Here is a 19,152-nt window from a genome sequence, read left to right as displayed (position 1 = left end):
GCTAGCTCCCCGTGCTTCGGTACGAACGGACTCCCGCGCGCCACGCCAGCGACGCGGGCAGGAACACCGCGAAGGCCACCAGCGGGCTCAGGTACGCGACCCACCCGGGCAGTCCCAGCGGATCGGGCCGCCCCAGCACGTGCAGCGCGGGCAGCCAGTTGACGAAGGCCAGCGGGACGACGAAGGTCACCCCGCGCAGCAGGTCCTTCGCGAAGATCGACGGCGGGTACTGGAGCATCGTGCAGCCGCCGTACGTGAAGGAGTTCTGCACCTCCGCCGCATCCCCCGCGAGGAACTGGAAGGCCGCCCCGGCCACCATCACCGCCGCGAAGATCGCCGCCCCGGCCAGGACCATCACGGGCACCAGCAGCACCTTCCCGGCCGTCCAGTCCACGTCCAGCGTCCACAGCGCCCAGCCCAGCACCCCCAGCCCCTGCCCGACCCGCCCCAGCCGGCGCAGCGCGAAGCGGTCCGCCGCGACCTGCGCGAGCACCGGGACCGGCCGCACGAGCATCGTGTCGAGCGAGCCGTCGCGGATCCGGACGCCGATCCGGTCGGTGTTGCCCATCAGCAGGTCCGCCAGGCCCAGGGAGGCCGAACACGAGCCGTACAGCAGGGCGATCTCGGGCAGCGTGAAGCCGCCGAGGACGTCCACGTGGGAGAACATGATGAAGATCGCGAGGAAGTCGAGGAAGGTGATCGCGGCGTGCCCGACGACCGACAGGGCGAAGGACGCCCGGTACGTCATCGTCGACCGGACCCACATCGCCACGATCAGTCCGTAGCCGCGCAGCCCCTCCCGGACCCGACCGCGTCGCCGCTCCGCCGCCGGCGTCGCCACCACGGTCGCCGCGGTCACCGCAGTCACCGCGGCCGTCACCCCGAACTCCCGCGTCGGCACCGCCTCCGCCGCCTCCGCCGCCCCGGCGTCCTCCACAGCAGCCGTCTCAGCGGTCTCAGCCGTCTCAGCCGTGTCAGCCACCCTGGACCACCACCTTCCGTGTCGCGGCCGACTGCAACAGCCGCCCCGCCCCCAGCAGTACGAGCGCCCACCCGGCCTGGAAGCCCAGCGCCTCGGCCGCGCCCCCGGCCCCCGCGTGCTTGCCCAGCAGGACGTCCATCGGGACCTGGAGCATCGCCGCCCACGGCAGGGCCCGGACGAACTCGCCGAAGGCTCCCGGGAAGACGGTCAGCGGCAGCAGCATCCCGGAGAAGAAGATCGAGACGACGGTGGCCATCATGTTGATCCCGGACCCGTCCATCAGCCAGAAGGCCAGCAGCCCCAGCAGGTAGCGCACCGCGAAGCTCACCACCAGCCCGAGCGTCACGGACACCAGGAACAGCAGCCAGCGCAGCGGATCCGCCGGCAGCGCCAGCGGGAAGGCCAGCGCCCCTGCCACCAGCGGCACCAGCCCGCGCCCCAGCAGCTGGAACGCGGCCCGGCCCATGTCGGCCGCGAGCCACCACATCTGCAGATCCGCCGGCCGGTACAGGTCGACCGCGATGTCGCCCGTGCGGACCCGCTCCTGGATCTCCTCCTGGAAGCCGCCCCCGATCAACGCGCCTGCGGCGAGCAGTGACTGACTGACCCACACGAAGGTCAGGGCCTGCGCCTGGTCGTAGCCGCCGAGCCCCGGCCGCTCGTCCCACAATGCGATGTACGTGTACGCGACGATGAAGCCGAACACGGTGTTGGTGAACACCCCGGCCGCGGTCGCCGTCCCGTAGGTGGCGTAGCGCCGGAAGCCGCCCGCCGCGACCGCCAGGTAGAGCCGCACTCTCTGGCCCACCGTATCCCTCCGTTTCCCACGTCGTTCCTACGTCGGCCAAAGCGCGCGAGCTTAGTGCGGAGGGGCGATCCACGCGACCGATTTATGCCCGTCCGGCGCGTAATCACCGGCCATCGGGTAGACACCATGAGGTACAGAAGTGGATATTTCGAACGGCGTCGAGGAGTCCCGGAGATGAGCGACCAGTCACCACCCCCTGGCTGGACCCCTCGCGACCCGGACACCCCGCCCCCCGACCGGGCGCAGCCGCGCAGACGCCAGCAGCAGCCGAGGCCCCAGCCCGAGCCGCAGCCGGGCCCGCGGCCGGAACCGCCCGCACCGGGGAAGAGGGCCCGCCGGAAGCGGACCGGCTGGCGCCGCGCCCTCCCCACCTGGCGCATGGTGCTGGGCGGAGTCCTGCTCCTCGCCCTCCTTCTCTGCGGCGCCCTCGTGGCCGGCTACCTGCTGGTCGACATCCCGCCGGCCAACGCCGCCGCCACCGCGCAGTCCAACGTCTACCTCTACTCCGACGGTTCGCAGATCGCCCGCGACGGCGAGGTCAACCGCGTCAACGTGCCGCTCTCGCAGGTCCCGCGGACCGTCCAGGAGGCCGTACTGGCCGCCGAGGATCGGGACTTCCACTCCGAACGGGCGGTGGACCCCAAGGCGATGCTCCGCGCCGCCTGGAACACGGCGACCGGCAAGGGCACCCAGTCCGGTTCCACCATCACCCAGCAGTACGTCAAGAACTACTACCTCGGCCAGGAACAGACCATCAACCGCAAGGTCAAGGAGTTCTTCATCGCGATCAAACTCGGTCGCGAGAAGTCGAAGGACTACATCCTCGAGGGCTACCTGAACACCAGCTACTTCGGCCGCAACGCCTACGGCGTCCAGGCCGCCGCCCAGGCCTACTACGGCAAGGACGTCGCCGACCTCACCACCGCCGAGGGCGCCTACCTCGCCACCCTCCTCAACTCCCCCAGCGCCTTCGACGTCGTCTCCCACCCCCAGAGCCGCCCCCGCGCGCTCGCCCGCTGGAACTACGTGCTCGACGGCATGGTCAAGAAGCAATGGCTGTCCCCGGCCGAACGCGCGACGACGCAGTTCCCCGAGCCCGGCAAGGTCCGCGCGGCCGCCGGCATGTCCGGCCAGCGCGGCTACCTCGTGGAAGCCATCAAGGACTTCATCATCGAGCGCAAGATCCTCGACGACAAGATCCTCGCCGAGGGCGGCTACCGGATCACCACGACCATCGACAAACGCCGCCAGAGCGCGTTCGTCGAGGCCGTGGACACACAGATGGTCGAAAAACTCGACCCCGAACAACGCAAGGCGGACCGGCTGGTGCGGGCCGGCGGGGTCTCCATCGACCCCGCCACCGGCAAGGTCGTCGCCCTCTACGGCGGCATCGACTACACCAAGCAATACGTGAACAACGCGACCCGGCACGACTACCAGGTCGCCTCCGCCTTCAAGCCCTTCGTCTTCGCCGCCGCCGTCGAGAACGACGCCCACACCCAGGACGGCCGCCGGATCACCCCGAACACGATCTACAACGGCGACAACAAACGCCCCGTCGTCGGCGGCCGGATCCGCTACGCCCCCGAGAACGAGGGCCAGGTGTCTTACGGCAACATCACCGTCAACACCGCCACCGACCTCTCCGTCAACGCCGTCTACGCACAGATGGCCGTCGACGTCGGCACCACCAAGGTCAAACAGACCGCCATCGACCTCGGCATCCCCGAGAACACCCCGAACTTCATCGCCGGCCCCGCGATGGCCCTCGGCACCCTGCAGGCCAGCGTCCTGGACATGACCCAGGCCTACGCGACCCTCGCCGACCACGGCCGCCGCACCCCCTACACCTTCGTGGAGAAGATCACCAAGGGCGACGACACGATCGGCCTGCCCGAGCGCACCCCCGTCCAGGCCATCAGCCGCGAAGCCGCCGACACCACCACGTCCATGCTGATCAGCGTCGTGGACAACGGCACCGGTACGGCAGCCCTCGCCGCCGGCCACCCGGCCGCAGGTAAGACCGGCACCGGCGAACTGGACCGCTCGGCCTGGTTCGCGGCCTACACCCCCGACCTGGTCACCGTGGTCTCGATGATGGGCCAGGACCCGGACACCGGAACCCTGCAGTCGCTGTACGGCGCCCTCGGCCAAGCCCGCATCGGCGGTGGCGGCTACCCGGCCCGCATCTGGGCCGCGTACACCAAGACCGCCCTGGAGGGCAGCGACCCCCTCGACTTCGAACTCGAACTCCAGCCGGGCGCGGCCCAGCCCCCGCCGTCCCCCACCCTCCCGTCCGACACCCCGCCGGAGACACCCGACGGCGACCTCACCCCGACCCCGCCCCTACGGCCGACCCCGCCGACGCGCGGCCAGGACAACGGCGGGCAGGACAACGGCGGCCGGAACAACGGAGGTCAGAACAACGGCGGCCAGAACAACGGGGGCCAGAACCAGGGAGGCCAGAACAACGGGGGCCAGAACAACGGGGGCCAGACGCAGGGCGGTCAGAACAACGGCGGCACCACCCAGGGCGAAGGCGACGAGGGCGACGAGGGCGGCACCACCATGGGCAACCAGGGCAGGACGGGCACGGGAGGCGCGGACGGCGGGACCACCGAAGGCCGGCGCCCGCCGTCCGCGTTCCTGGAATAGCCCGTCCGCGCCCGGTCAGTGGCCGGAGGTCACCTTCAGCCCGACCACGGCGACCAGCAGCAGACCGATGAAGAAGATCCGGGCGGCGGTGACGGGCTCGCCCAGCACCGCCATACCGAGCACGGCCGCACCGGCCGCGCCGATACCCACCCACACCCCGTACGCCGTACCGATGGGCAGGGTCTTCGCGGCGTAGGACAGCAGCACCATGCTGGCGACGATCCCGGCGCCCGTGAACACACTGGGCCACAGCCGGGTGAAGCCCTCGGTGAATTTCATGCCGATCGACCAGCCGACTTCGATCAGACCGGCGACGAGAAGAAGAACCCATGCCATGACGGCACCTCCGAGACATCGAGCGATACGGGGTGCGTCGTCTTGTCGTACCCGGTACGGCGCGTCTCGTCGGGTTCTCACCCACCGTAGCAAAGGCAGCAGAAAGGGCCGGTGACCTGCGCCACCGACCCTTTCACCTGCCGAAGACCAGAGGCACCGACTCGACAGAGGCACGGACTCGACAGAGGTACGGCCTCGACCAGAGACACGGCCTCGACAGAGGTACAACCTCGACCAGAGACACTGCCTCGCTCAGAGACGAGGCTCCGCTCAGAGGTACAGCCCGGTCGAGTCCTCCGACCCTTCCAGCCGCTCCGCGGCCACCGCGTGCAGGTCCCGCTCACGCATCAGCACGTACGTCGCGCCCCGCACCTCGACCTCCGCGCGGGCCTCCGGGTCGTACAGCACCCGGTCGCCGGGCTCGACCGTCCGTACGTTCTGCCCGACCGCGACCACCTCCGCCCAGGCCAGCCGCTTGCCCACGGCAGCCGTCGCGGGGATCAGGATGCCGCCGCCCGAGCGCCGCTCGCCCTCCGGCAGATCGGACTTCACGAGCACGCGGTCGTGCAGCATGCGGATGGGCAGCTTGTCGTCGGTGGTGTTCTCGCTCACGCCCCGAACTTACCTGCCCGCGAGCGCCCTGTACCGCACAGGGTCATCCGCGCCTGCGGCGCGCCGACACCACGAGCAGCCCGACCAGGCTCACCGCGACCAGCGCTACGGGCGCGATGCGCTCGTAGCGCGGAGCCCCGTCGTCGTGGCGCAGGCCGTCCCGCAGATCCGTGACGAGCCCGTTCACCACGGCGAAGGCCCGGCCGGCGGTGTGGTCGACGGTCGAGGCGACCCGGGCCCGCGCGTCCCCGATGATCGTCTTCGGATGCACGCGCACACCGATCTCGTCGAGCGTCTCGGCGAGCTGCTCGCGGCGGCGGACGATGTCCGCCTCGATCTGTGCGGGGGTCCTGGCTTCCCGTGCGGGGGTCCTGGCTTCCGACACCGCGCTGCCTCCGTCGTCGTGGTCCTGTAAGGCGTAGTCCGCCATGAACAGTCTGTCAGCTTAGTCTCAGTGGGATACCGATCCCCTCCGAGGAGACTGTCACGATGAGCGAGCGACTCCAGCCGGGCGACACCGCCCCCGCCTTCACCCTGCCCGACGCGGACGGCAACGACGTCTCGCTCGCCGACCACAAGGGCCGCAAGGTGATCGTCTACTTCTACCCGTCCGCGCTGACGCCGGGCTGCACGAAGCAGGCCTGCGACTTCACGGACAACCTGGCCGTCCTGGCCGCGGCCGGCTACGACGTCATCGGCGTCTCTCCGGACAAGCCGGAGAAGCTGGCGAAGTTCCGCGAGAAGGAAGACCTCAAGGTCACGCTGGTCAGCGACCCGGAGAAGGAGACCCTGGCGGCCTACGGCGCGTACGGCGAGAAGAAGCTGTACGGCAAGACGGTCACCGGGGTCATCCGCTCCACGATGGTCGTCGACGAGGCGGGCAAGATCGAGCACGCCTTCTACAACGTCAAGGCCACGGGCCACGTAGCCAAGATCATCAAGGACCTGGGCGTCTGACCCACCCCCTCCCCCGCCACAGCGGCCCGCACCCAACCGGTGCGGGCCGCTCCGTTTATCGGACGAAATAGGCCGTAACCGTCCGACTATCGGTCCGTTATTCCGTACGAGGGCCGCACACGCGGACGGGAGATGGAGGGGCGACGATGCCGAGCAGCCCGTACACGAGGGAACGCCTCGCGGAGGCGGCCGAGGGGGCGCGCACGCTGACGGAGGCACTGGAGCGGCTGGGGGTGGATCCGAAGAGCGGTTCGCGCCGTTATCTGCACGACCGCATGCGGAAGCTGGGTGTGGACGTCTCCCACTTCGAGCCGGAGGGGGCGAAGTGGACGAGGGAGATCCTGGCGGAGGTCGTCACCGCCTCGACGACGATGTGCGAGGTGCTGCGCCGACTCGGGCTCGAGGTCGTGGGCGGACACCACACCCACATCACCCGCCGCGTGAAGGCGTACGGCATAGACACATCCCACTTCAGGCCGCCCTCGTCGGCGGGGCGCCCCAAGGTCCGGCGGACCCCGGAATCGATTCTGGTCATGCAGGACGGACCTCATGCCCGCCGCGCGCAGGGTGAACAGCTCAAGAGGGCACTCAAATCGCAGGGCACGCCCGAACAGTGCCGGATGTGCGGCATCGAACCCCTCTGGCAGGGCTATCCGCTCCCACTGGAGGTCGACCACATCGACGGTGATTGGCGAAACAACCGTCCCGAGAACTTGCGACTCCTCTGCCCCAATTGCCACTCGACGACAGACACATACCGCGGCCGGGCGAAGGGGCGCCGATGAGCACCGGCGCCCGCTACACCTCTGAGGTCCTGGCCGAGGCCGCGGCGAAGTGCGGTGACATCAACGAGGTCATCGCCCACCTCGGAATCAAGCCGTACGGAAAGCTCGAGCGCTACTTGATGAGACGCTTCGCGCACCACGGGATCGACGTCTCTCACTTCCGGCCCGCTGGTGTGCGCGGGCGGCCGACCCGCGATGAACTCCAGGGCGCGGTGGCCGAGTCGTACAGCATCGCCGAGACGCTACGGCGTCTCGGGTTTCCCGACACCGGCCGCCGCCGGACCGCGCTCAGCCAGTGGACGGCCGAGCACGGCATCTCGACAGCACACTTCCTCGGCCAGGCGCACCAACGCGGCAAGGCGGGGCCCACGCCCCTCAAGACCGCAGCGGAGATCCTCGTCAAGCACGACGGCAAGCGGCGATGCCGCACCGGCCTCCTGCGACGGGCTCTGCGCGAGGTCGGCGTACCGGAGCGCTGCGCCATGTGCGGAACACCTCCGGACTGGCTCGGACGGCCGATGACGCTGGAGGTGGACCACGTCAACGGCGATTGGAGCGACGACCGGGCGGAGAACCTCCGGCTCCTGTGTCCCAACTGCCATGCGGTCACTGACACGTGGTGCAGGACACGACACCGAAAGGCGGTCGCCCCTCGGAGCTCAGCGGTCGTAGACTGACCGGAGCCAAACTGACCCGATGTCCGAATTGGGACAGTTTAGGCGGCCGTGGTGGAATTGGCCTACACGCAACTTTTAGGTAGTTGTGGGAGTAATCCCTTGAGGGTTCGAGTCCCTCCGGCCGCACCGATACGACGGCCCCGTACGCACCATGTGCGTACGGGGCCGTCGGCGTATCCGGGTTCAGCCCAGCAGCTCGCGGACCGCAGGGACCAGGGCGCGGAAGGCCTGGCCGCGGTGGGAGATGGCGTTCTTCTCCGCCGGGGTCAGCTCCGCGCACGTGCGGGACTCGCCGAGGGGCTGGAGGATCGGGTCGTAGCCGAAGCCGCCCGTGCCGGAGGGGGTGTGGCGCAGGGTGCCCAGGAGGCGGCCCTCGACCACGCGTTCGGTGCCGTCCGGGAGGGCCAGGGCGGCGGCGCAGAAGAAGTGGGCGCCGCGGTGCTCGTCGGCGATGTCGCCGAGCTGGGCCAGGAGCAGGTCGAGGTTGGCCTTGTCGTCGCCGTGTGCGCCGGCCCAGCGGGCCGAGAAGATGCCCGGGGCGCCGTTGAGCACGTCCACGCACAGGCCGGAGTCGTCGGCGACCGCCGGGAGGCCGGTGGCCTGGGCCAGGGCGTGGGCCTTGAGGAGGGCGTTCTCGGCGAAGGTGATCCCGGTTTCCTTGACGTCCGGGATCTCGGGGTACGCGTCCGCGCCGACCAGCTGGTGCGGCAGGCCGGCGTCGGACAGGATGGCGCGGAGTTCGGAGACCTTGCCCGCGTTGCGGGTGGCCAGGATCAGGCGGGGCGGCGTGGGCGGCGTGGAGGTCATGTGCCTCATTATTTCCGGCCCACCGGCCTGCCGGCCCGCCGGCCTCGTCAGCCCGGGGTGCAGACCTTGGAGATCTCGCTCGCCGCGTCCGCGACCGGCTGGATGTCGGGGACGGTGTTGCCGCTCTCGATGGAGGTGCGGACGTTCTTCACCGCAGTGCTCATCGAGTCGATGGCCTTGCCCAGGTCGGCGTTGCCCGTCTGGTCGCCGATCTTCTTGAGGTTCGCGTCGATCTCGTCGAGGGCCTTCTGTGCGTCCTGGGGGCTGTTGCCCGCCTGGGAGACCGCCTGCTGGAGGTCGTTCGCACCGTCGGTGATGGCCACTGCCGTGTTCGCGCAGTCCATGGCGGTGGAGATCGCGTCGCAGGCGGAAAGGGCCGGGATCGTCAGGACGGCTGCCACGGCTACGGCCGCTATGCGGAGCTTCATGTGGTTGTCCCCCAGTGGGCTCGGTTGCGCAGGTGCATGGATGGTACGTACGTGGATGGACGCATGACATGTACGCGGACGGGCGCACGGTTGTGACGCCGTGCGCCCGTGTCTTCGTAGACGCCGGGCCGGGCCTGGCGGTTGCCGCCTGAAAGGCCCTGTGGTGGTATCGGTGGAGCGGTGGATGGGGCCTAGAGTTCGAGCGCGCCCAGCTGGATGGCTTCCAGGTCCGCGCAGCCGCCGGCCGCGAGGTCGAGGAGGGCGTTCAGTTCCTTGCGGTCGAAGGGCTCGCCCTCGGCGGTGCCCTGGACTTCGACGAAGCGGCCGTCGCCGGTGCAGACCACGTTCATGTCGGTTTCGGCGCGCACGTCCTCCTCGTAGCAGAGGTCGAGGAGCGGGACGCCGTCGACGATGCCGACGCTGACGGCGGCGACGGTGCCGGTGAGCGGCTTGCGGCCGGCCTTGATGAGCTTCTTCTTCTGGCCCCAGGAGACGGCGTCGGCGAGGGCGACGTAGGCGCCGGTGATGGCGGCGGTGCGGGTGCCGCCGTCGGCCTGGAGGACGTCGCAGTCCAGGACGATGGTGTTCTCGCCGAGGGCCTTGTAGTCGATGACGGCGCGCAGCGAGCGGCCGATGAGGCGGGAGATCTCGTGGGTGCGGCCGCCGATCTTGCCGCGGACGGATTCGCGGTCGCCGCGGGTGTTGGTGGAGCGGGGCAGCATCGAGTATTCGGAGGTGACCCAGCCTTCGCCGCTGCCCTTGCGCCAGCGCGGGACGCCTTCGGTGAAGGAGGCGGTACAGAAGACCTTGGTGTCTCCGAAGGAGATGAGGACGGAGCCCTCGGCGTGCTTGCTCCATCCGCGCTCGATGGTGACCGGGCGGAGCTGTTCGGGCGTACGGCCGTCGATGCGAGACATGGCTCCGAGCCTAGTCCCTGCGGGGGAACGCGAAGACCCCGTCCGGGTGGTTCCTGGACGGGGTCCGTCGTTGCTCGGGCCGCGGGGGCCGGTGTGGCCGCGGGGCCCTGGAGCCGGTGTGAGCGCGGGGCCCGGGAGCCGGTGTGACCGCAGGGCCGCGGGCCGGTGTGGCCGGAGGGCCGGGATCAGGGGGTCCGGGTCACATCATGTCTTCGATGTCGGCGGCGATCGGGTCGGCGTCGGTGCCGATGACGACCTGGATCGCGGTGCCCATCTTGACGACGCCGTGGGCGCCGGCGGCCTTGAGTGCGGCCTCGTCGACGAGGGACGGGTCGACGACTTCGGTGCGCAGGCGGGTGATGCAGCCCTCGACCTCTTCGATGTTCTCGATGCCGCCGAGCCCGGCGACGATCTTCTCAGCCTTGGTGGCCATGTGCTTCTCCCTGAGTGATTCGAAGAACGAGTCTCGACGGCCGGTTTGTGGGTGCCCACCTGCACGGACCGCTTTGTCACGGTAACGCACGGTTGGCCCATCTACGCGGGCGCGTGACCGGTAGCTGCCGAATGATGACGATCAGCAGCAACCTGCCCACAACTGGTCTACACCAGTGTGCCGTAAGTGTTGCGGCAGCCAAAAACGGGCCGGTCTGGGAGGACGCCGATGACCGCGAGCATGTCCAAAGCAGCGCCGCCACCGTCGCGGCGCAACCGCCTGTTCCAGGGGCTGCAGAAGATGGGTCGGAGCCTGCAGCTGCCGATCGCCGTACTGCCCGCAGCCGCCATCCTGTTGCGGCTGGGACAGCCCGACGTCTTCGGGGCGGACGGCCTCGGCTGGACGGACGTCGCCAAGGTGATGGGCAGCGCGGGCGGGGCCCTGCTGAACGCCGACCTCGGCCTGCCGCTCCTCTTCTGCGTCGGCGTCGCGATCGGCATGGCCAAGAAGGGGGACGGCTCGACCGCCCTGGCCGCGGTGGTGGGCTTCCTCGTCTACCGCGAGGTGTTGCGTGCGTTCCCGCAGGCCTGCCCGGAGGGGACCGAGGACGTCGGGGGCGGCTGCCTGGGGCAGGACAACACCTTGGCCGAGTACACCTTCGAGAACCCGGGGGTGTTCGGCGGCATCGTCATGGGTCTGCTGTCGGCCTGGTTCTGGCAGCGGTACCACCGGGTGAAGCTGGTCGACTGGCTCGGCTTCTTCAACGGCCGCCGGCTCGTCCCGATCATCATGTCCTTCGTCGGGATCGCCTTCGCCGTGCTGTGTCTGTGGATCTGGCCGCCGATCGGCGCCGGGCTGGAGAGCTTCTCCGATTGGCTGGTGGACCTGGGCGCCTGGGGCTCGGGCATCTTCGGCGTCGCGAACCGCGCGCTGCTGGTGATCGGTCTGCACCAGTTCCTGAACGTGCCGGTGTGGTTCCAGTTCGGCAGCTATACGACGCCGAGCGGTGAGGTCGTGCACGGTGACATCGCCATGTTCCTGAACGGCGACCCGGAGGCCGGGCAGTTCATGACCGGCTTCTTCCCGATCATGATGTTCGCCCTCCCGGCGGCGGCGCTGGCGATCACGCACTGCGCGAAGCCGCAGCGGCGCAAGGAGGTCGGCGGTCTGATGATGTCGGTCGCCCTGACGTCCTTCGTCACCGGCATCACCGAGCCGCTGGAGTACTCCTTCCTCTTCGTGGCGCCGCTGCTGTACGCGGTCCACGCGGTGCTGACGGGCGTCTCGATGGGCGTGACGTGGGCTCTGGGCGTGAAGGACGGCTTCGGCTTCTCGGCCGGCCTGTTCGACTACCTCATCAACTGGAGGCTGGCGACGAGGCCCTGGCTGATCATTCCGATCGGACTGTGCTTCGCGCTCGTCTACTACGTGGTGTTCCGTTTCGCGATCACGAAGTTCAACATCCCGACGCCCGGCCGGGAGTCGGACGAGGAGATCGCGGCGATGGAGGCGGACAACACCAAGGTGTAACGGGCGCGGTGCGCAGGGCCGTTGGGCCCGCCTTTTCGAGGCCCTCGGATCCCGGATCCGGGGGCCTTCGAGGTGTCCGGAGATCGGGGGGCCGGGCTGTCCCGGCGACGGGGGCGGAGTGTGGCGTAGACCACAGGAAATCGAAGGTTCCTTATCTAACCCTCACCGTGCTACAACTGGTCTACACCAGAATTGGTGTAGACCACGCGGGCCTGTCTGAGCTCGCGTACCCCCAAATCTGAGACGTCGCCGTCCCCCGTTTCCCTCTGGCGTCGCCTTGCCCACTGGAGGAAGTTGTGTCCACGGCTACCGCCCCCGCGGCGGAAAAGAAGAAGGGCGCTGGCGTGATGGCCGTCATGCAGCGCATCGGCCGGAGCCTCATGCTCCCCGTTGCCGTGCTGCCTGCCGGCGCGCTCCTGCTCCGCCTGGGCGCGGACGACATGCTCGGCGACAAGGACGTCTTCCCGACCTTCGTCCTCAAGATCGCCGGTTACATGGCCGCCGGTGGCGGCGCGATCCTCGACAACATGGCGCTGCTGTTCGCCGTCGGCATCGCGATCGGCTTCGCCAAGAAGTCGGACGGGTCCACCGCCCTGGCCGCCGTCACCGGCTACCTTGTCTTCCAGAAGGTCCTCGCCACCTTCACCGACAGCAACCTGCCCCAGGTCGCCAAGGTGGTCGGCGGCAAGATCGTCATGGTGGACGCCGCGGTCAACGCGGGCGTGCTCGGCGGTGTCGTGATGGGCATCATCACGGCCCTGCTCTACCAGAAGTTCTACCGGGCCAAGCTGCCGGACTGGGCGGGCTTCTTCGGCGGCCGCCGTCTTGTCCCGATCCTGACCGCCCTCGCGGGTCTGGTCACGGGCATCGTCTTCGGTCTCATCTGGCCGGTCCTCGGATCGGGTCTGCACGGCCTCGGTGAGTGGCTGACGGGCTCCGGCGCCGTCGGCGCGGGCATCTTCGGTGTCGCCAACCGTGCGCTCATCCCGATCGGCATGCACCACCTGCTGAACTCCTTCCCGTGGTTCCAGGCCGGCTCGTTCGACACCCCCGACGGCGCCGTCCACGGCGACATCGGCCGCTTCCTCGCCGGTGACCCGACCGCCGGGCAGTTCATGACCGGCTTCTTCCCGATCATGATGTTCGCCCTCCCGGCGGCCTGCCTCGCGATCGTCCACTGCGCCCGCCCCGAGCGCCGCAAGGTCGTCGGCGGCATGATGTTCTCCCTCGCGCTCACCTCCTTCGTCACCGGTGTGACCGAGCCGATCGAGTTCACCTTCATGTTCATCGCCCCGGTGCTGTACGCGATCCACGCCGTGCTGACCGGAGTCTCCATGGCGCTCACCTGGGCCCTGGGCATGCGCGACGGCTTCGGCTTCTCGGCCGGGCTCGTCGACTTCCTGCTCAACCTGGGCATCGCGGAGAAGCCGTGGATGCTGGCGGGCGTCGGCCTCTGCTTCGCGGCGGTCTACTACGTCGTCTTCCGCTTCGCGATCACCAAGTTCAACCTCCCCACGCCGGGCCGCGAGTCCGACGAGGAGCTCGCCGAGCTGCTGAAGGCCGAGGCCAAGTAGGCAGTCCCGCAGGCCCGTACACGGCGAAGCCCCCGCTCTCCCGAAAGGTAGGGCGGGGGCTTCGTGCTGCTGCGGGAGTCGGGCCGGGCAGCCGGAGCCGGGCCGGTCAGACCTCGTAGACGGCGCCCGCGTGCGCCAGGTCGACCCGGCCGTCGTAGACCGCGCGGGCGTCCGCCAGGTTCTGTGCGGCGTCCGTCCACGGCGGGATGTGGGTGAGGACGAGCCGGCCGACGTTGCCGCCGCGCGCGTACTCGCCGGCCTCCCGGCCGTTCAGGTGGAGGTCCGGGATGTCCTCCTTGCCGTGCGTGAAGGAGGCCTCGCACAGGAAAAGGTCGGTGCCGGCGGCGAGCAGGCCCAGCTCGGGGCAGGCGCCGGTGTCCCCGGAATACGTGAGGGAGCGGCCGCCGTGCTCGACGCGGATGCCGTACGACTCGACGGGGTGGGCGACCCGCTCGGTGCGGACCTGGAAGGGGCCGATCTCGAAGGTCCCGGACTTCAGGGTGCGGAAGTCGAAGACCTCGCTCATCGAGCGCTCGTCGGGGACGTCGTCGTAGGCGGTGGTCAGGCGCTTCTCGGTGCCCTCGGGGCCGAAGACCGGGATGGTGCCGCAGCGGCCGCCCTCGTGCCGGTAGAAGCGGGCGACGAAGTACGCGCACATGTCGATGCAGTGATCGGCGTGCAGGTGGCTCAGGAAGATCGCGTCGAGGTCGTAGAGACCGCAGTGGCGCTGGAGGTCCCCGAGGGCGCCGTTGCCCATGTCGAGGAGCAGTCGGAAGCCGTCGGCCTCGACGAGGTAGCTCGAACAGGCCGATTCCGCGGACGGGAACGACCCCGAACAGCCGACGACGGTGAGCTTCATGGAGCGTGAACCTCCGTGGACGGTCCGTGGACGGAATGCGGGCCGTGCGTGCGTCGAGCGTAAGGCGCGAAACGTCCGGTCGCTCCTCCGCGGCAGGCCGTTGTGGGGGGAATCACCTGTGCTGTCACCCGGGGGAGCGACAGTGGGCACGGACGTTGCCGTGCCGGGGCCTTCCCGCACGGCTACGGTCGGAACATGGACACGTCCTGGTGGCCCGCGGTGGCCGCGGTCGTGGCCCTGGCATTGGTGATGCTGATCGCCGGGGGGCGGCTGGGGCTCCCCCGGCGGGCTCCGCCCGCGCACGGCAGCGGTCCGGCGCCGCACCCGCGGGCGGGCGAGCTGTGGGGCCTGGCCGACGGCCGGACCTGCCTGGTCCTTGCGGTGGGGCCGGTACGGAGCCACCGGGCGCGGGTGGCGTGGATCACCGGGAAGTACGACGACCGGCGGGCCGGGGTGATCCCGCTGCCTCCGGGGATGGTGGGGGGGCAGGGCCGGGCGAGCTTCCTGGAGGCGGACCGGCCCGCCGAGGTGTCGCTGTGGGAGTTCCGGGTCCGGATGGGGGTGCTGGATCCGACGGTGTGGGACGAGGTCAAGGGACTGGGAGGCGGAGGGTGATGGCGGCGAAGCCGGTGATCCGCGTACGGCGCGTGTACGACCCTGCGGAGCCGGCGGCCGACGGCGTGCGGGTCCTGGTGGACCGGCTCTGGCCGCGAGGGCTGGCGAAGGCGGCGGCCGGGGTGGACGAGTGGCCGAAGGCGGTCACCCCGTCCACGGAGCTGCGCAAGTGGTTCCACGACGGGGGGTCGGTCGAGGAGTTCCGGGAGCGGTACGAGGCGGAGCTGGCGGAGCCGGGGGCGGTGGCGGAGCTGGAGCGGCTGCGGAGGCTTGCGGCGGCGGGGCCGGTCACGCTGCTGACGGCCGTCAAGGACCCGGCCTCCAGCCACGCGGCCGTGCTCGCGGAGCACCTGTCGGGCTGACCGGGCTCCGCCCGGACCCGGTCCTCGAACGCCGGACGGGCAGGAGTGTCCGGCGTTCGGTCACGGCACGGCGCTCCGCGCCCGCGCCTCACACGCCGACGGGGCTGACATTGCGCTCCGCGAAATCCAGCCCCGTCCGGACATGCCCTACGCCCAGAGCTGGCCCTGGAGGACCTCGATGGCCTCTTCGGTGGTGGCAGCCGTGTAGACGCCCGTCGAGAGGTACTTCCAGCCGCCGTCGGCCACGACGAAGACGATGTCCGCCGTTTCGCCCGCGGCCACCGCCTTGCGGCCGACGCCGATCGCCGCGTGCAGGGCGGCTCCGGTGGAGACGCCCGCGAAGATCCCCTCGAGCTGCAGCAGCTCCCGTGTGCGGGTGACGGCGTCCGCCGAGCCCACCGAGAAGCGGGTGGTGAGGACGGAGGCGTCGTAGAGCTCCGGGACGAAGCCCTCGTCGAGGTTGCGCAGTCCGTACACGAGGTCGTCGTAGCGCGGCTCGGCTGCGACGATCTTGATGCCCTCGACGTGTTCGCGCAGGTAGCGGCCGACGCCCATGAGGGTGCCGGTGGTGCCCAGGCCCGCCACGAAGTGGGTGATCGACGGGAGGTCCGCCAGGATCTCCGGACCCGTGGTGGCGTAGTGCGCGCCCGCGTTGTCGGGGTTGCCGTACTGGTAGAGCATCACCCAGTCGGGGTGCTCCGCCGCCAGTTCCTTGGCCATCCGGACGGCGGTGTTCGAGCCGCCGGCGGCCGGCGACGAGATGATCTCGGCTCCCCACATCGCCAGCAGGTCGCGCCGCTCCTGGCTGGTGTTCTCCGGCATCACGCACACGATGCGGTAGCCCTTGAGCTTGGCCGCCATCGCCAGCGAGATGCCGGTGTTGCCGGACGTGGGCTCCAGGATGGTGCAGCCGGGCTGGAGCCGGCCGTCCTTCTCGGCCTGCTCGACCATGTGGAGCGCGGGGCGGTCCTTGATCGAGCCGGTCGGGTTGCGGTCCTCGAGCTTCGCCCAGATGCGGACGTCGTCCGAGGGCGACAGCCGGGGCAGCCGGACCAGCGGCGTGTTGCCGACCGCGGCCAGGGGGGAGTCGTAGCGCATTACTTCGATCCGCCGGCCACGGCCGGGAGGATGGTGACGCTGTCGCCGTCCTTGAGTGCGGTGGAGATGCCGTCGAGGAAGCGGACGTCCTCGTCGTTGAGGTACACGTTCACGAAGCGGCGCAGCTGGCCGCCGTCGACGATGCGCTCCTCGATGCCCTTGTGGCGCGTCTCCAGGTCCTTGAAGAGGTCGGCGAGCGTGGCACCCTCACCGGAGACGGCCTTCTCGCCCTCGGTGTAGGTGCGGAGGATGGTGGGGATGCGGACCTCGATGGCCATGGCTGGGCTCCAGTCGTCAGGGCGGGGGCGGGGGTGCGTGAGGAACGGGCGCGCGGTTCGTCGGTCCCCGCGCGAGAGGGCTCTGGTGCTCAGGCAGCAGGACAGATGGCGCTGGCGAGGCGGCACAGGTCGACGTGCAGCCGCGCCACGAGCAGCAGCCTGCCGGGCGTCTCGATGCTCACGTCGTGGGAAACCATGCGGTCATGTTAACGATTCCCGGTCCCCGGTTTGGAGTGTGATCCCGCATCGTGGACGCAGACTGCTCACATGATGGTCAGTAGGCCTCTACGACCTGCACTTCTTCCTCGGTGATCACGCCGTCGAGGATCCGGTACGACCGGAACTGGAACTCTCCGAGGCCGTCCTTGTCCGCCGTGGAGACGAGGACGTAGTGCGCTCCGGGCTCGTTCGCGTAGGTGATGTCCGTGCGCGAGGGGTAGGCCTCGGTCGCGGTGTGCGAGTGGTAGACGATCACCGGGTCCTCGTCGCGGTCGTCGAGTTCGCGGTAGAGCTTCAGCAGATCCTTCGAGTCGAACTCGTAGAACGTGGGCGAGCGGGCCGCGTTGAGCATGGGGATGAACCGCTCGGGGCGGTCGGTGCCCGCCGGGCCGGCCACGACGCCGCACGCCTCGTCGGGGTGGTCCCGGCGGGCGTGCTCGACGATCTGGTCGTACAGGGCCTGGGTGAGGGTCAGCATGAGCGACAGGATAAGCAGACGAGCCCTTCCGTACCGAGGGGTGGTACGGAAGGGCCCGGATGATGGACGCGCCCGCCTGGGGACAACGTCACGGGAGGGCGGTTCCCGGCCGCGGCGGGCGGCCGGGAACCGGCGTCACGACGCCTTGGTGAAGGCCGCGCCGCGCGGGTCGCGGGACTTCAGGACGAGGTAGGCGATGCCCAGGATCAGGCCCCACAGCGGGGCGCAGTACAGCGAGACGCGGGCGTCCTTGTCGGCGCCCATCATCACGATGACCATGCCGATGAAGGCAAGGGCGAACCAGCTCGTGTACGGGGCTCCGGGCGCCCGGAACGCGGACCCGGGCAGCTCGCCGCGGTCGGCCTTGGCCCGGTAGCGGATCTGGCAGACCAGGATCATGATCCAGGCCCACATGCCGGAGATGGTGGCGAAGGAGACGACGTAGTCGAAGGCCTTGCCGGGGGCCACGTAGTTGATCCAGACGCCCACCAGCATCAGCGAGGCCGAGAAGGTGGTGCCGACGAGCGGGGTGCCGTTCTTGGTGAGCTTGGTGAAGAACGCGGGGCCCTGGCCGTTGAGCGCGAGGTCGCGCAGCATGCGGCCGGTGGAGTACATGCCCGAGTTGCAGGAGGACAGGGCGGCGGTCAGCACGACGAAGTTGACGATGGCGGCGCCGACGCCGAGGCCCATGCGCTCGAAGGCGGCGACGAAGGGCGAGACGCCCGGCTGGAAGTGCGTCCACGGGACGACCGACAGGATCATGATGAGCGCGCCGACGTAGAAGACGGCGATGCGCCACGGCACGGTGTTGATGGCCTTGGGCAGGGTCTTCTCGGGGTCCTTGGACTCGCCGGCGGTGACGCCGACGAGCTCGACCGCGAGGAAGGCGAACATCACGATCTGCAGGGTCATCAGCGTGCCGCCGATGCCCTTGGGGAAGAAGCCGCCGTCGTTCCACAGGTTGCTGACGGTGGCGGTGTCCGCGGCGTCGGAGAAGCCGATGGTGAGGATGCCGGCGCAGATCAGGATCATGCCGACGATGGCGGTGACCTTGACCATGGAGAACCAGAACTCCAGCTCACCGAAGAGCTTCACGGAGATCAGGTTGGCGGCGTAGAGGATGACCGTGAAGATCAGCGCGTAGGCCCATTGCGGGAAGCTGTCGTGGGTCCAGTACGACATGTACTGCGCGGCCGCGGTGACCTCGGTGATGCCGGTGACCACCCAGAACAGCCAGTACGTCCAGCCGGTCACGTATCCCCAGAACGGGCCCAGGAACTCGCGGGCGTAGTCCGAGAAGGAGCCGGAGACGGGGCGGTACATGAGCAGCTCGCCCAGGGCCCGCATGATGAAGAAGATGACCAGGCCCGCGATCGCGTACGCCAGGATCAGGCTCGGTCCGGCCTTGGAGATCGCCTTGCCGGCGCCCAGGAACAGGCCGGTGCCGATGGCTCCGCCGATTGCGATCATCTGGATCTGACGGGCTCCGAGCGTGCGGTGGTAGCCCTCGCCGCCCTCGTTCCCGGTGCCCTCACCGGGCGTCTTGCCGTGCTGCTCGACCTGCACAGAGGTCATGTCTGGTGCGCCTTTCTCCACGCCGACCCGCGCCTCGACTGGCTGCGGATCGGGTCCTCGATCCCCCCGGATACGGATGGAGTTGCACGCCGGCGGTCAGCCGGTCCAAGCGAGCCGGGGGACATGGGTGGCGTCCCTTCGGCGGTCGTGAAGATTTATCACGGGCT

General features: G+C 69.6%; 23 protein-coding genes, 1 tRNA gene and 1 riboswitch. Of the genes, 9 read left to right on the top strand and 15 right to left on the bottom strand.

Features of this window, described 5'->3' with window-relative positions:
• Nucleotide 1: 1 nt before the first annotated feature.
• Nucleotides 2-859 (bottom strand): ABC transporter permease, encoded by an 858-nt coding sequence (locus ACWGIF_RS07300; RefSeq protein WP_453492477.1) that lies wholly within the window; start codon nucleotides 857-859, stop codon nucleotides 2-4.
• Between the two features lie 115 nt (nucleotides 860-974).
• Nucleotides 975-1,778 (bottom strand): ABC transporter permease, encoded by an 804-nt coding sequence (locus ACWGIF_RS07295; protein ID WP_453492474.1) that lies wholly within the window; start codon nucleotides 1,776-1,778, stop codon nucleotides 975-977.
• Nucleotides 1,779-1,964: 186 nt separating this feature from the next.
• Between ACWGIF_RS07295 and ACWGIF_RS07290 the strand changes: the two genes are divergently transcribed.
• Nucleotides 1,965-4,445 (top strand): transglycosylase domain-containing protein, encoded by a 2,481-nt coding sequence (locus ACWGIF_RS07290; protein ID WP_453492343.1) that lies wholly within the window; start codon nucleotides 1,965-1,967, stop codon nucleotides 4,443-4,445.
• Nucleotides 4,446-4,460: 15 nt separating this feature from the next.
• On the opposite strand, the gene ACWGIF_RS07285 is transcribed toward ACWGIF_RS07290, so the two are convergent.
• The 3 genes from ACWGIF_RS07285 to ACWGIF_RS07275 all read right to left on the bottom strand — a co-directional run bounded on the left by ACWGIF_RS07285 (nucleotide 4,461) and on the right by ACWGIF_RS07275 (nucleotide 5,823).
• Entirely contained in the window at nucleotides 4,461-4,781 is a 321-nt protein-coding gene (locus ACWGIF_RS07285; protein ID WP_453492340.1) for a DMT family transporter, read from the bottom strand.
• 31 nt (nucleotides 4,782-4,812) lie between these two features.
• A riboswitch (guanidine-III (ykkC-III) riboswitch) is annotated at nucleotides 4,813-4,877 on the bottom strand.
• 174 nt (nucleotides 4,878-5,051) lie between these two features.
• Nucleotides 5,052-5,393, bottom strand: a complete 342-nt coding sequence (locus tag ACWGIF_RS07280) for a GroES family chaperonin (protein WP_453492337.1) — start codon at nucleotides 5,391-5,393, stop codon at nucleotides 5,052-5,054.
• Between the two features lie 43 nt (nucleotides 5,394-5,436).
• A complete protein-coding gene (locus ACWGIF_RS07275; protein ID WP_453492334.1) occupies nucleotides 5,437-5,823 on the bottom strand; it encodes a DUF3618 domain-containing protein in 387 nt (128 codons plus the stop codon).
• 59 nt (nucleotides 5,824-5,882) lie between these two features.
• On the opposite strand from ACWGIF_RS07275, the gene bcp reads away from it, so the two are divergent.
• From bcp to ACWGIF_RS07255, 4 genes are all read left to right on the top strand, one after another.
• Nucleotides 5,883-6,350: a thioredoxin-dependent thiol peroxidase gene (gene bcp / locus ACWGIF_RS07270; RefSeq protein WP_453492331.1), complete on the top strand. Its 468-nt coding sequence runs from the start codon at nucleotides 5,883-5,885 to the stop codon at nucleotides 6,348-6,350.
• Between the two features lie 146 nt (nucleotides 6,351-6,496).
• Complete coding sequence (locus ACWGIF_RS07265; RefSeq protein ID WP_453492328.1) at nucleotides 6,497-7,135, top strand: HNH endonuclease signature motif containing protein; 639 nt, start codon at nucleotides 6,497-6,499, stop codon at nucleotides 7,133-7,135.
• A complete protein-coding gene (locus ACWGIF_RS07260) occupies nucleotides 7,132-7,812 on the top strand; it encodes an HNH endonuclease signature motif containing protein (RefSeq protein WP_453492326.1) in 681 nt (226 codons plus the stop codon). Before ACWGIF_RS07265 ends, ACWGIF_RS07260 begins: the two co-directional genes overlap by 4 nt.
• Before the next feature lie 42 nt (nucleotides 7,813-7,854).
• Nucleotides 7,855-7,938, top strand: a tRNA-Leu gene (locus ACWGIF_RS07255).
• 57 nt (nucleotides 7,939-7,995) lie between these two features.
• Here the strand turns inward: ACWGIF_RS07255 and rdgB are convergent.
• From rdgB to ACWGIF_RS07235, 4 genes are all read right to left on the bottom strand, one after another.
• Nucleotides 7,996-8,619, bottom strand: a complete 624-nt coding sequence (gene rdgB, locus ACWGIF_RS07250) for an RdgB/HAM1 family non-canonical purine NTP pyrophosphatase (protein WP_453492323.1) — start codon at nucleotides 8,617-8,619, stop codon at nucleotides 7,996-7,998.
• Nucleotides 8,620-8,666: 47 nt separating this feature from the next.
• Nucleotides 8,667-9,047 carry a hypothetical protein gene (locus ACWGIF_RS07245; protein ID WP_453492320.1) on the bottom strand — a complete coding sequence of 127 codons (381 nt, stop codon included), beginning with the start codon at nucleotides 9,045-9,047 and terminating at the stop codon, nucleotides 8,667-8,669.
• Nucleotides 9,048-9,238: 191 nt separating this feature from the next.
• Nucleotides 9,239-9,964 (bottom strand): ribonuclease PH, encoded by a 726-nt coding sequence (gene rph, locus ACWGIF_RS07240; protein WP_453492317.1) that lies wholly within the window; start codon nucleotides 9,962-9,964, stop codon nucleotides 9,239-9,241.
• Between the two features lie 199 nt (nucleotides 9,965-10,163).
• Nucleotides 10,164-10,487: a glucose PTS transporter subunit EIIB gene (locus tag ACWGIF_RS07235; RefSeq protein ID WP_453492315.1), complete on the bottom strand. Its 324-nt coding sequence runs from the start codon at nucleotides 10,485-10,487 to the stop codon at nucleotides 10,164-10,166.
• Nucleotides 10,488-10,625: 138 nt separating this feature from the next.
• Between ACWGIF_RS07235 and ACWGIF_RS07230 the strand changes: the two genes are divergently transcribed.
• Nucleotides 10,626-11,927 (top strand): PTS transporter subunit EIIC, encoded by a 1,302-nt coding sequence (locus tag ACWGIF_RS07230; protein ID WP_453492312.1) that lies wholly within the window; start codon nucleotides 10,626-10,628, stop codon nucleotides 11,925-11,927.
• 347 nt (nucleotides 11,928-12,274) lie between these two features.
• Complete coding sequence (locus ACWGIF_RS07225) at nucleotides 12,275-13,501, top strand: PTS transporter subunit EIIC (RefSeq protein WP_453492471.1); 1,227 nt, start codon at nucleotides 12,275-12,277, stop codon at nucleotides 13,499-13,501.
• 106 nt (nucleotides 13,502-13,607) lie between these two features.
• Here the strand turns inward: ACWGIF_RS07225 and ACWGIF_RS07220 are convergent, their stop codons facing one another.
• Entirely contained in the window at nucleotides 13,608-14,360 is a 753-nt protein-coding gene (locus ACWGIF_RS07220) for an MBL fold metallo-hydrolase (protein ID WP_453492309.1), read from the bottom strand.
• 195 nt (nucleotides 14,361-14,555) lie between these two features.
• Here ACWGIF_RS07220 and ACWGIF_RS07215 point away from each other — a divergent pair, with 195 nt between their 5' ends.
• A complete protein-coding gene (locus ACWGIF_RS07215; RefSeq protein ID WP_453492306.1) occupies nucleotides 14,556-14,975 on the top strand; it encodes a hypothetical protein in 420 nt (139 codons plus the stop codon).
• Nucleotides 14,975-15,337, top strand: a complete 363-nt coding sequence (locus tag ACWGIF_RS07210) for a DUF488 domain-containing protein (protein WP_453492303.1) — start codon at nucleotides 14,975-14,977, stop codon at nucleotides 15,335-15,337. The genes ACWGIF_RS07215 and ACWGIF_RS07210 overlap by 1 nt, the downstream gene beginning before the upstream one ends.
• 147 nt (nucleotides 15,338-15,484) lie before the next feature.
• On the opposite strand, the gene ACWGIF_RS07205 is transcribed toward ACWGIF_RS07210, so the two are convergent.
• The 5 genes from ACWGIF_RS07205 to ACWGIF_RS07185 form a co-directional block, all read right to left on the bottom strand.
• Nucleotides 15,485-16,435 carry a PLP-dependent cysteine synthase family protein gene (locus tag ACWGIF_RS07205; protein WP_453492300.1) on the bottom strand — a complete coding sequence of 317 codons (951 nt, stop codon included), beginning with the start codon at nucleotides 16,433-16,435 and terminating at the stop codon, nucleotides 15,485-15,487.
• On the bottom strand, nucleotides 16,435-16,713 hold the full coding sequence (locus ACWGIF_RS07200) for a MoaD/ThiS family protein (protein ID WP_453492297.1): 279 nt from the start codon (nucleotides 16,711-16,713) through the stop codon (nucleotides 16,435-16,437). The genes ACWGIF_RS07205 and ACWGIF_RS07200 overlap by 1 nt, the downstream gene beginning before the upstream one ends.
• An 89-nt stretch (nucleotides 16,714-16,802) precedes the next feature.
• Nucleotides 16,803-16,910 carry a putative leader peptide gene (locus tag ACWGIF_RS07195; RefSeq protein WP_311736929.1) on the bottom strand — a complete coding sequence of 36 codons (108 nt, stop codon included), beginning with the start codon at nucleotides 16,908-16,910 and terminating at the stop codon, nucleotides 16,803-16,805.
• Between the two features lie 77 nt (nucleotides 16,911-16,987).
• Nucleotides 16,988-17,410, bottom strand: coding sequence for a Mov34/MPN/PAD-1 family protein (locus ACWGIF_RS07190; protein ID WP_453492294.1), 423 nt, complete (start codon nucleotides 17,408-17,410; stop codon nucleotides 16,988-16,990).
• Nucleotides 17,411-17,545: 135 nt separating this feature from the next.
• Nucleotides 17,546-18,985, bottom strand: coding sequence for an amino acid permease (locus ACWGIF_RS07185; RefSeq protein ID WP_453492291.1), 1,440 nt, complete (start codon nucleotides 18,983-18,985; stop codon nucleotides 17,546-17,548).
• Nucleotides 18,986-19,152: the final 167 nt, after the last annotated feature.

The organism is Streptomyces sp. NPDC054849, assembly GCF_053610945.1.
This window is presented reverse-complemented; position numbering and strand designations above follow the sequence as displayed.

What these genes read in the sequence shown, in the direction of transcription:
- ACWGIF_RS07290 (WP_453492343.1), top strand. Translation starts at nt 1,965, where the DNA reads ATGAGCGACCAGTCACCACCCCCTGGCTGGACCCCTCGCGACCCGGAC.
- ACWGIF_RS07285 (WP_453492340.1), bottom strand. Translation starts at nt 4,781, where the DNA reads ATGGCATGGGTTCTTCTTCTCGTCGCCGGTCTGATCGAAGTCGGCTGG.
- ACWGIF_RS07275 (WP_453492334.1), bottom strand. Translation starts at nt 5,823, where the DNA reads ATGGCGGACTACGCCTTACAGGACCACGACGACGGAGGCAGCGCGGTG.
- bcp (WP_453492331.1), top strand. Translation starts at nt 5,883, where the DNA reads ATGAGCGAGCGACTCCAGCCGGGCGACACCGCCCCCGCCTTCACCCTG.
- ACWGIF_RS07265 (WP_453492328.1), top strand. Translation starts at nt 6,497, where the DNA reads ATGCCGAGCAGCCCGTACACGAGGGAACGCCTCGCGGAGGCGGCCGAG.
- ACWGIF_RS07260 (WP_453492326.1), top strand. Translation starts at nt 7,132, where the DNA reads ATGAGCACCGGCGCCCGCTACACCTCTGAGGTCCTGGCCGAGGCCGCG.
- rdgB (WP_453492323.1), bottom strand. Translation starts at nt 8,619, where the DNA reads ATGACCTCCACGCCGCCCACGCCGCCCCGCCTGATCCTGGCCACCCGC.
- ACWGIF_RS07245 (WP_453492320.1), bottom strand. Translation starts at nt 9,047, where the DNA reads ATGAAGCTCCGCATAGCGGCCGTAGCCGTGGCAGCCGTCCTGACGATC.
- rph (WP_453492317.1), bottom strand. Translation starts at nt 9,964, where the DNA reads ATGTCTCGCATCGACGGCCGTACGCCCGAACAGCTCCGCCCGGTCACC.
- ACWGIF_RS07230 (WP_453492312.1), top strand. Translation starts at nt 10,626, where the DNA reads ATGACCGCGAGCATGTCCAAAGCAGCGCCGCCACCGTCGCGGCGCAAC.
- ACWGIF_RS07225 (WP_453492471.1), top strand. Translation starts at nt 12,275, where the DNA reads ATGGCCGTCATGCAGCGCATCGGCCGGAGCCTCATGCTCCCCGTTGCC.
- ACWGIF_RS07220 (WP_453492309.1), bottom strand. Translation starts at nt 14,360, where the DNA reads ATGAAGCTCACCGTCGTCGGCTGTTCGGGGTCGTTCCCGTCCGCGGAA.
- ACWGIF_RS07215 (WP_453492306.1), top strand. Translation starts at nt 14,556, where the DNA reads ATGGACACGTCCTGGTGGCCCGCGGTGGCCGCGGTCGTGGCCCTGGCA.
- ACWGIF_RS07210 (WP_453492303.1), top strand. Translation starts at nt 14,975, where the DNA reads ATGGCGGCGAAGCCGGTGATCCGCGTACGGCGCGTGTACGACCCTGCG.
- ACWGIF_RS07205 (WP_453492300.1), bottom strand. Translation starts at nt 16,435, where the DNA reads ATGCGCTACGACTCCCCCCTGGCCGCGGTCGGCAACACGCCGCTGGTC.
- ACWGIF_RS07200 (WP_453492297.1), bottom strand. Translation starts at nt 16,713, where the DNA reads ATGGCCATCGAGGTCCGCATCCCCACCATCCTCCGCACCTACACCGAG.
- ACWGIF_RS07195 (WP_311736929.1), bottom strand. Translation starts at nt 16,910, where the DNA reads ATGGTTTCCCACGACGTGAGCATCGAGACGCCCGGCAGGCTGCTGCTC.
- ACWGIF_RS07190 (WP_453492294.1), bottom strand. Translation starts at nt 17,410, where the DNA reads ATGCTGACCCTCACCCAGGCCCTGTACGACCAGATCGTCGAGCACGCC.
- ACWGIF_RS07185 (WP_453492291.1), bottom strand. Translation starts at nt 18,985, where the DNA reads ATGACCTCTGTGCAGGTCGAGCAGCACGGCAAGACGCCCGGTGAGGGC.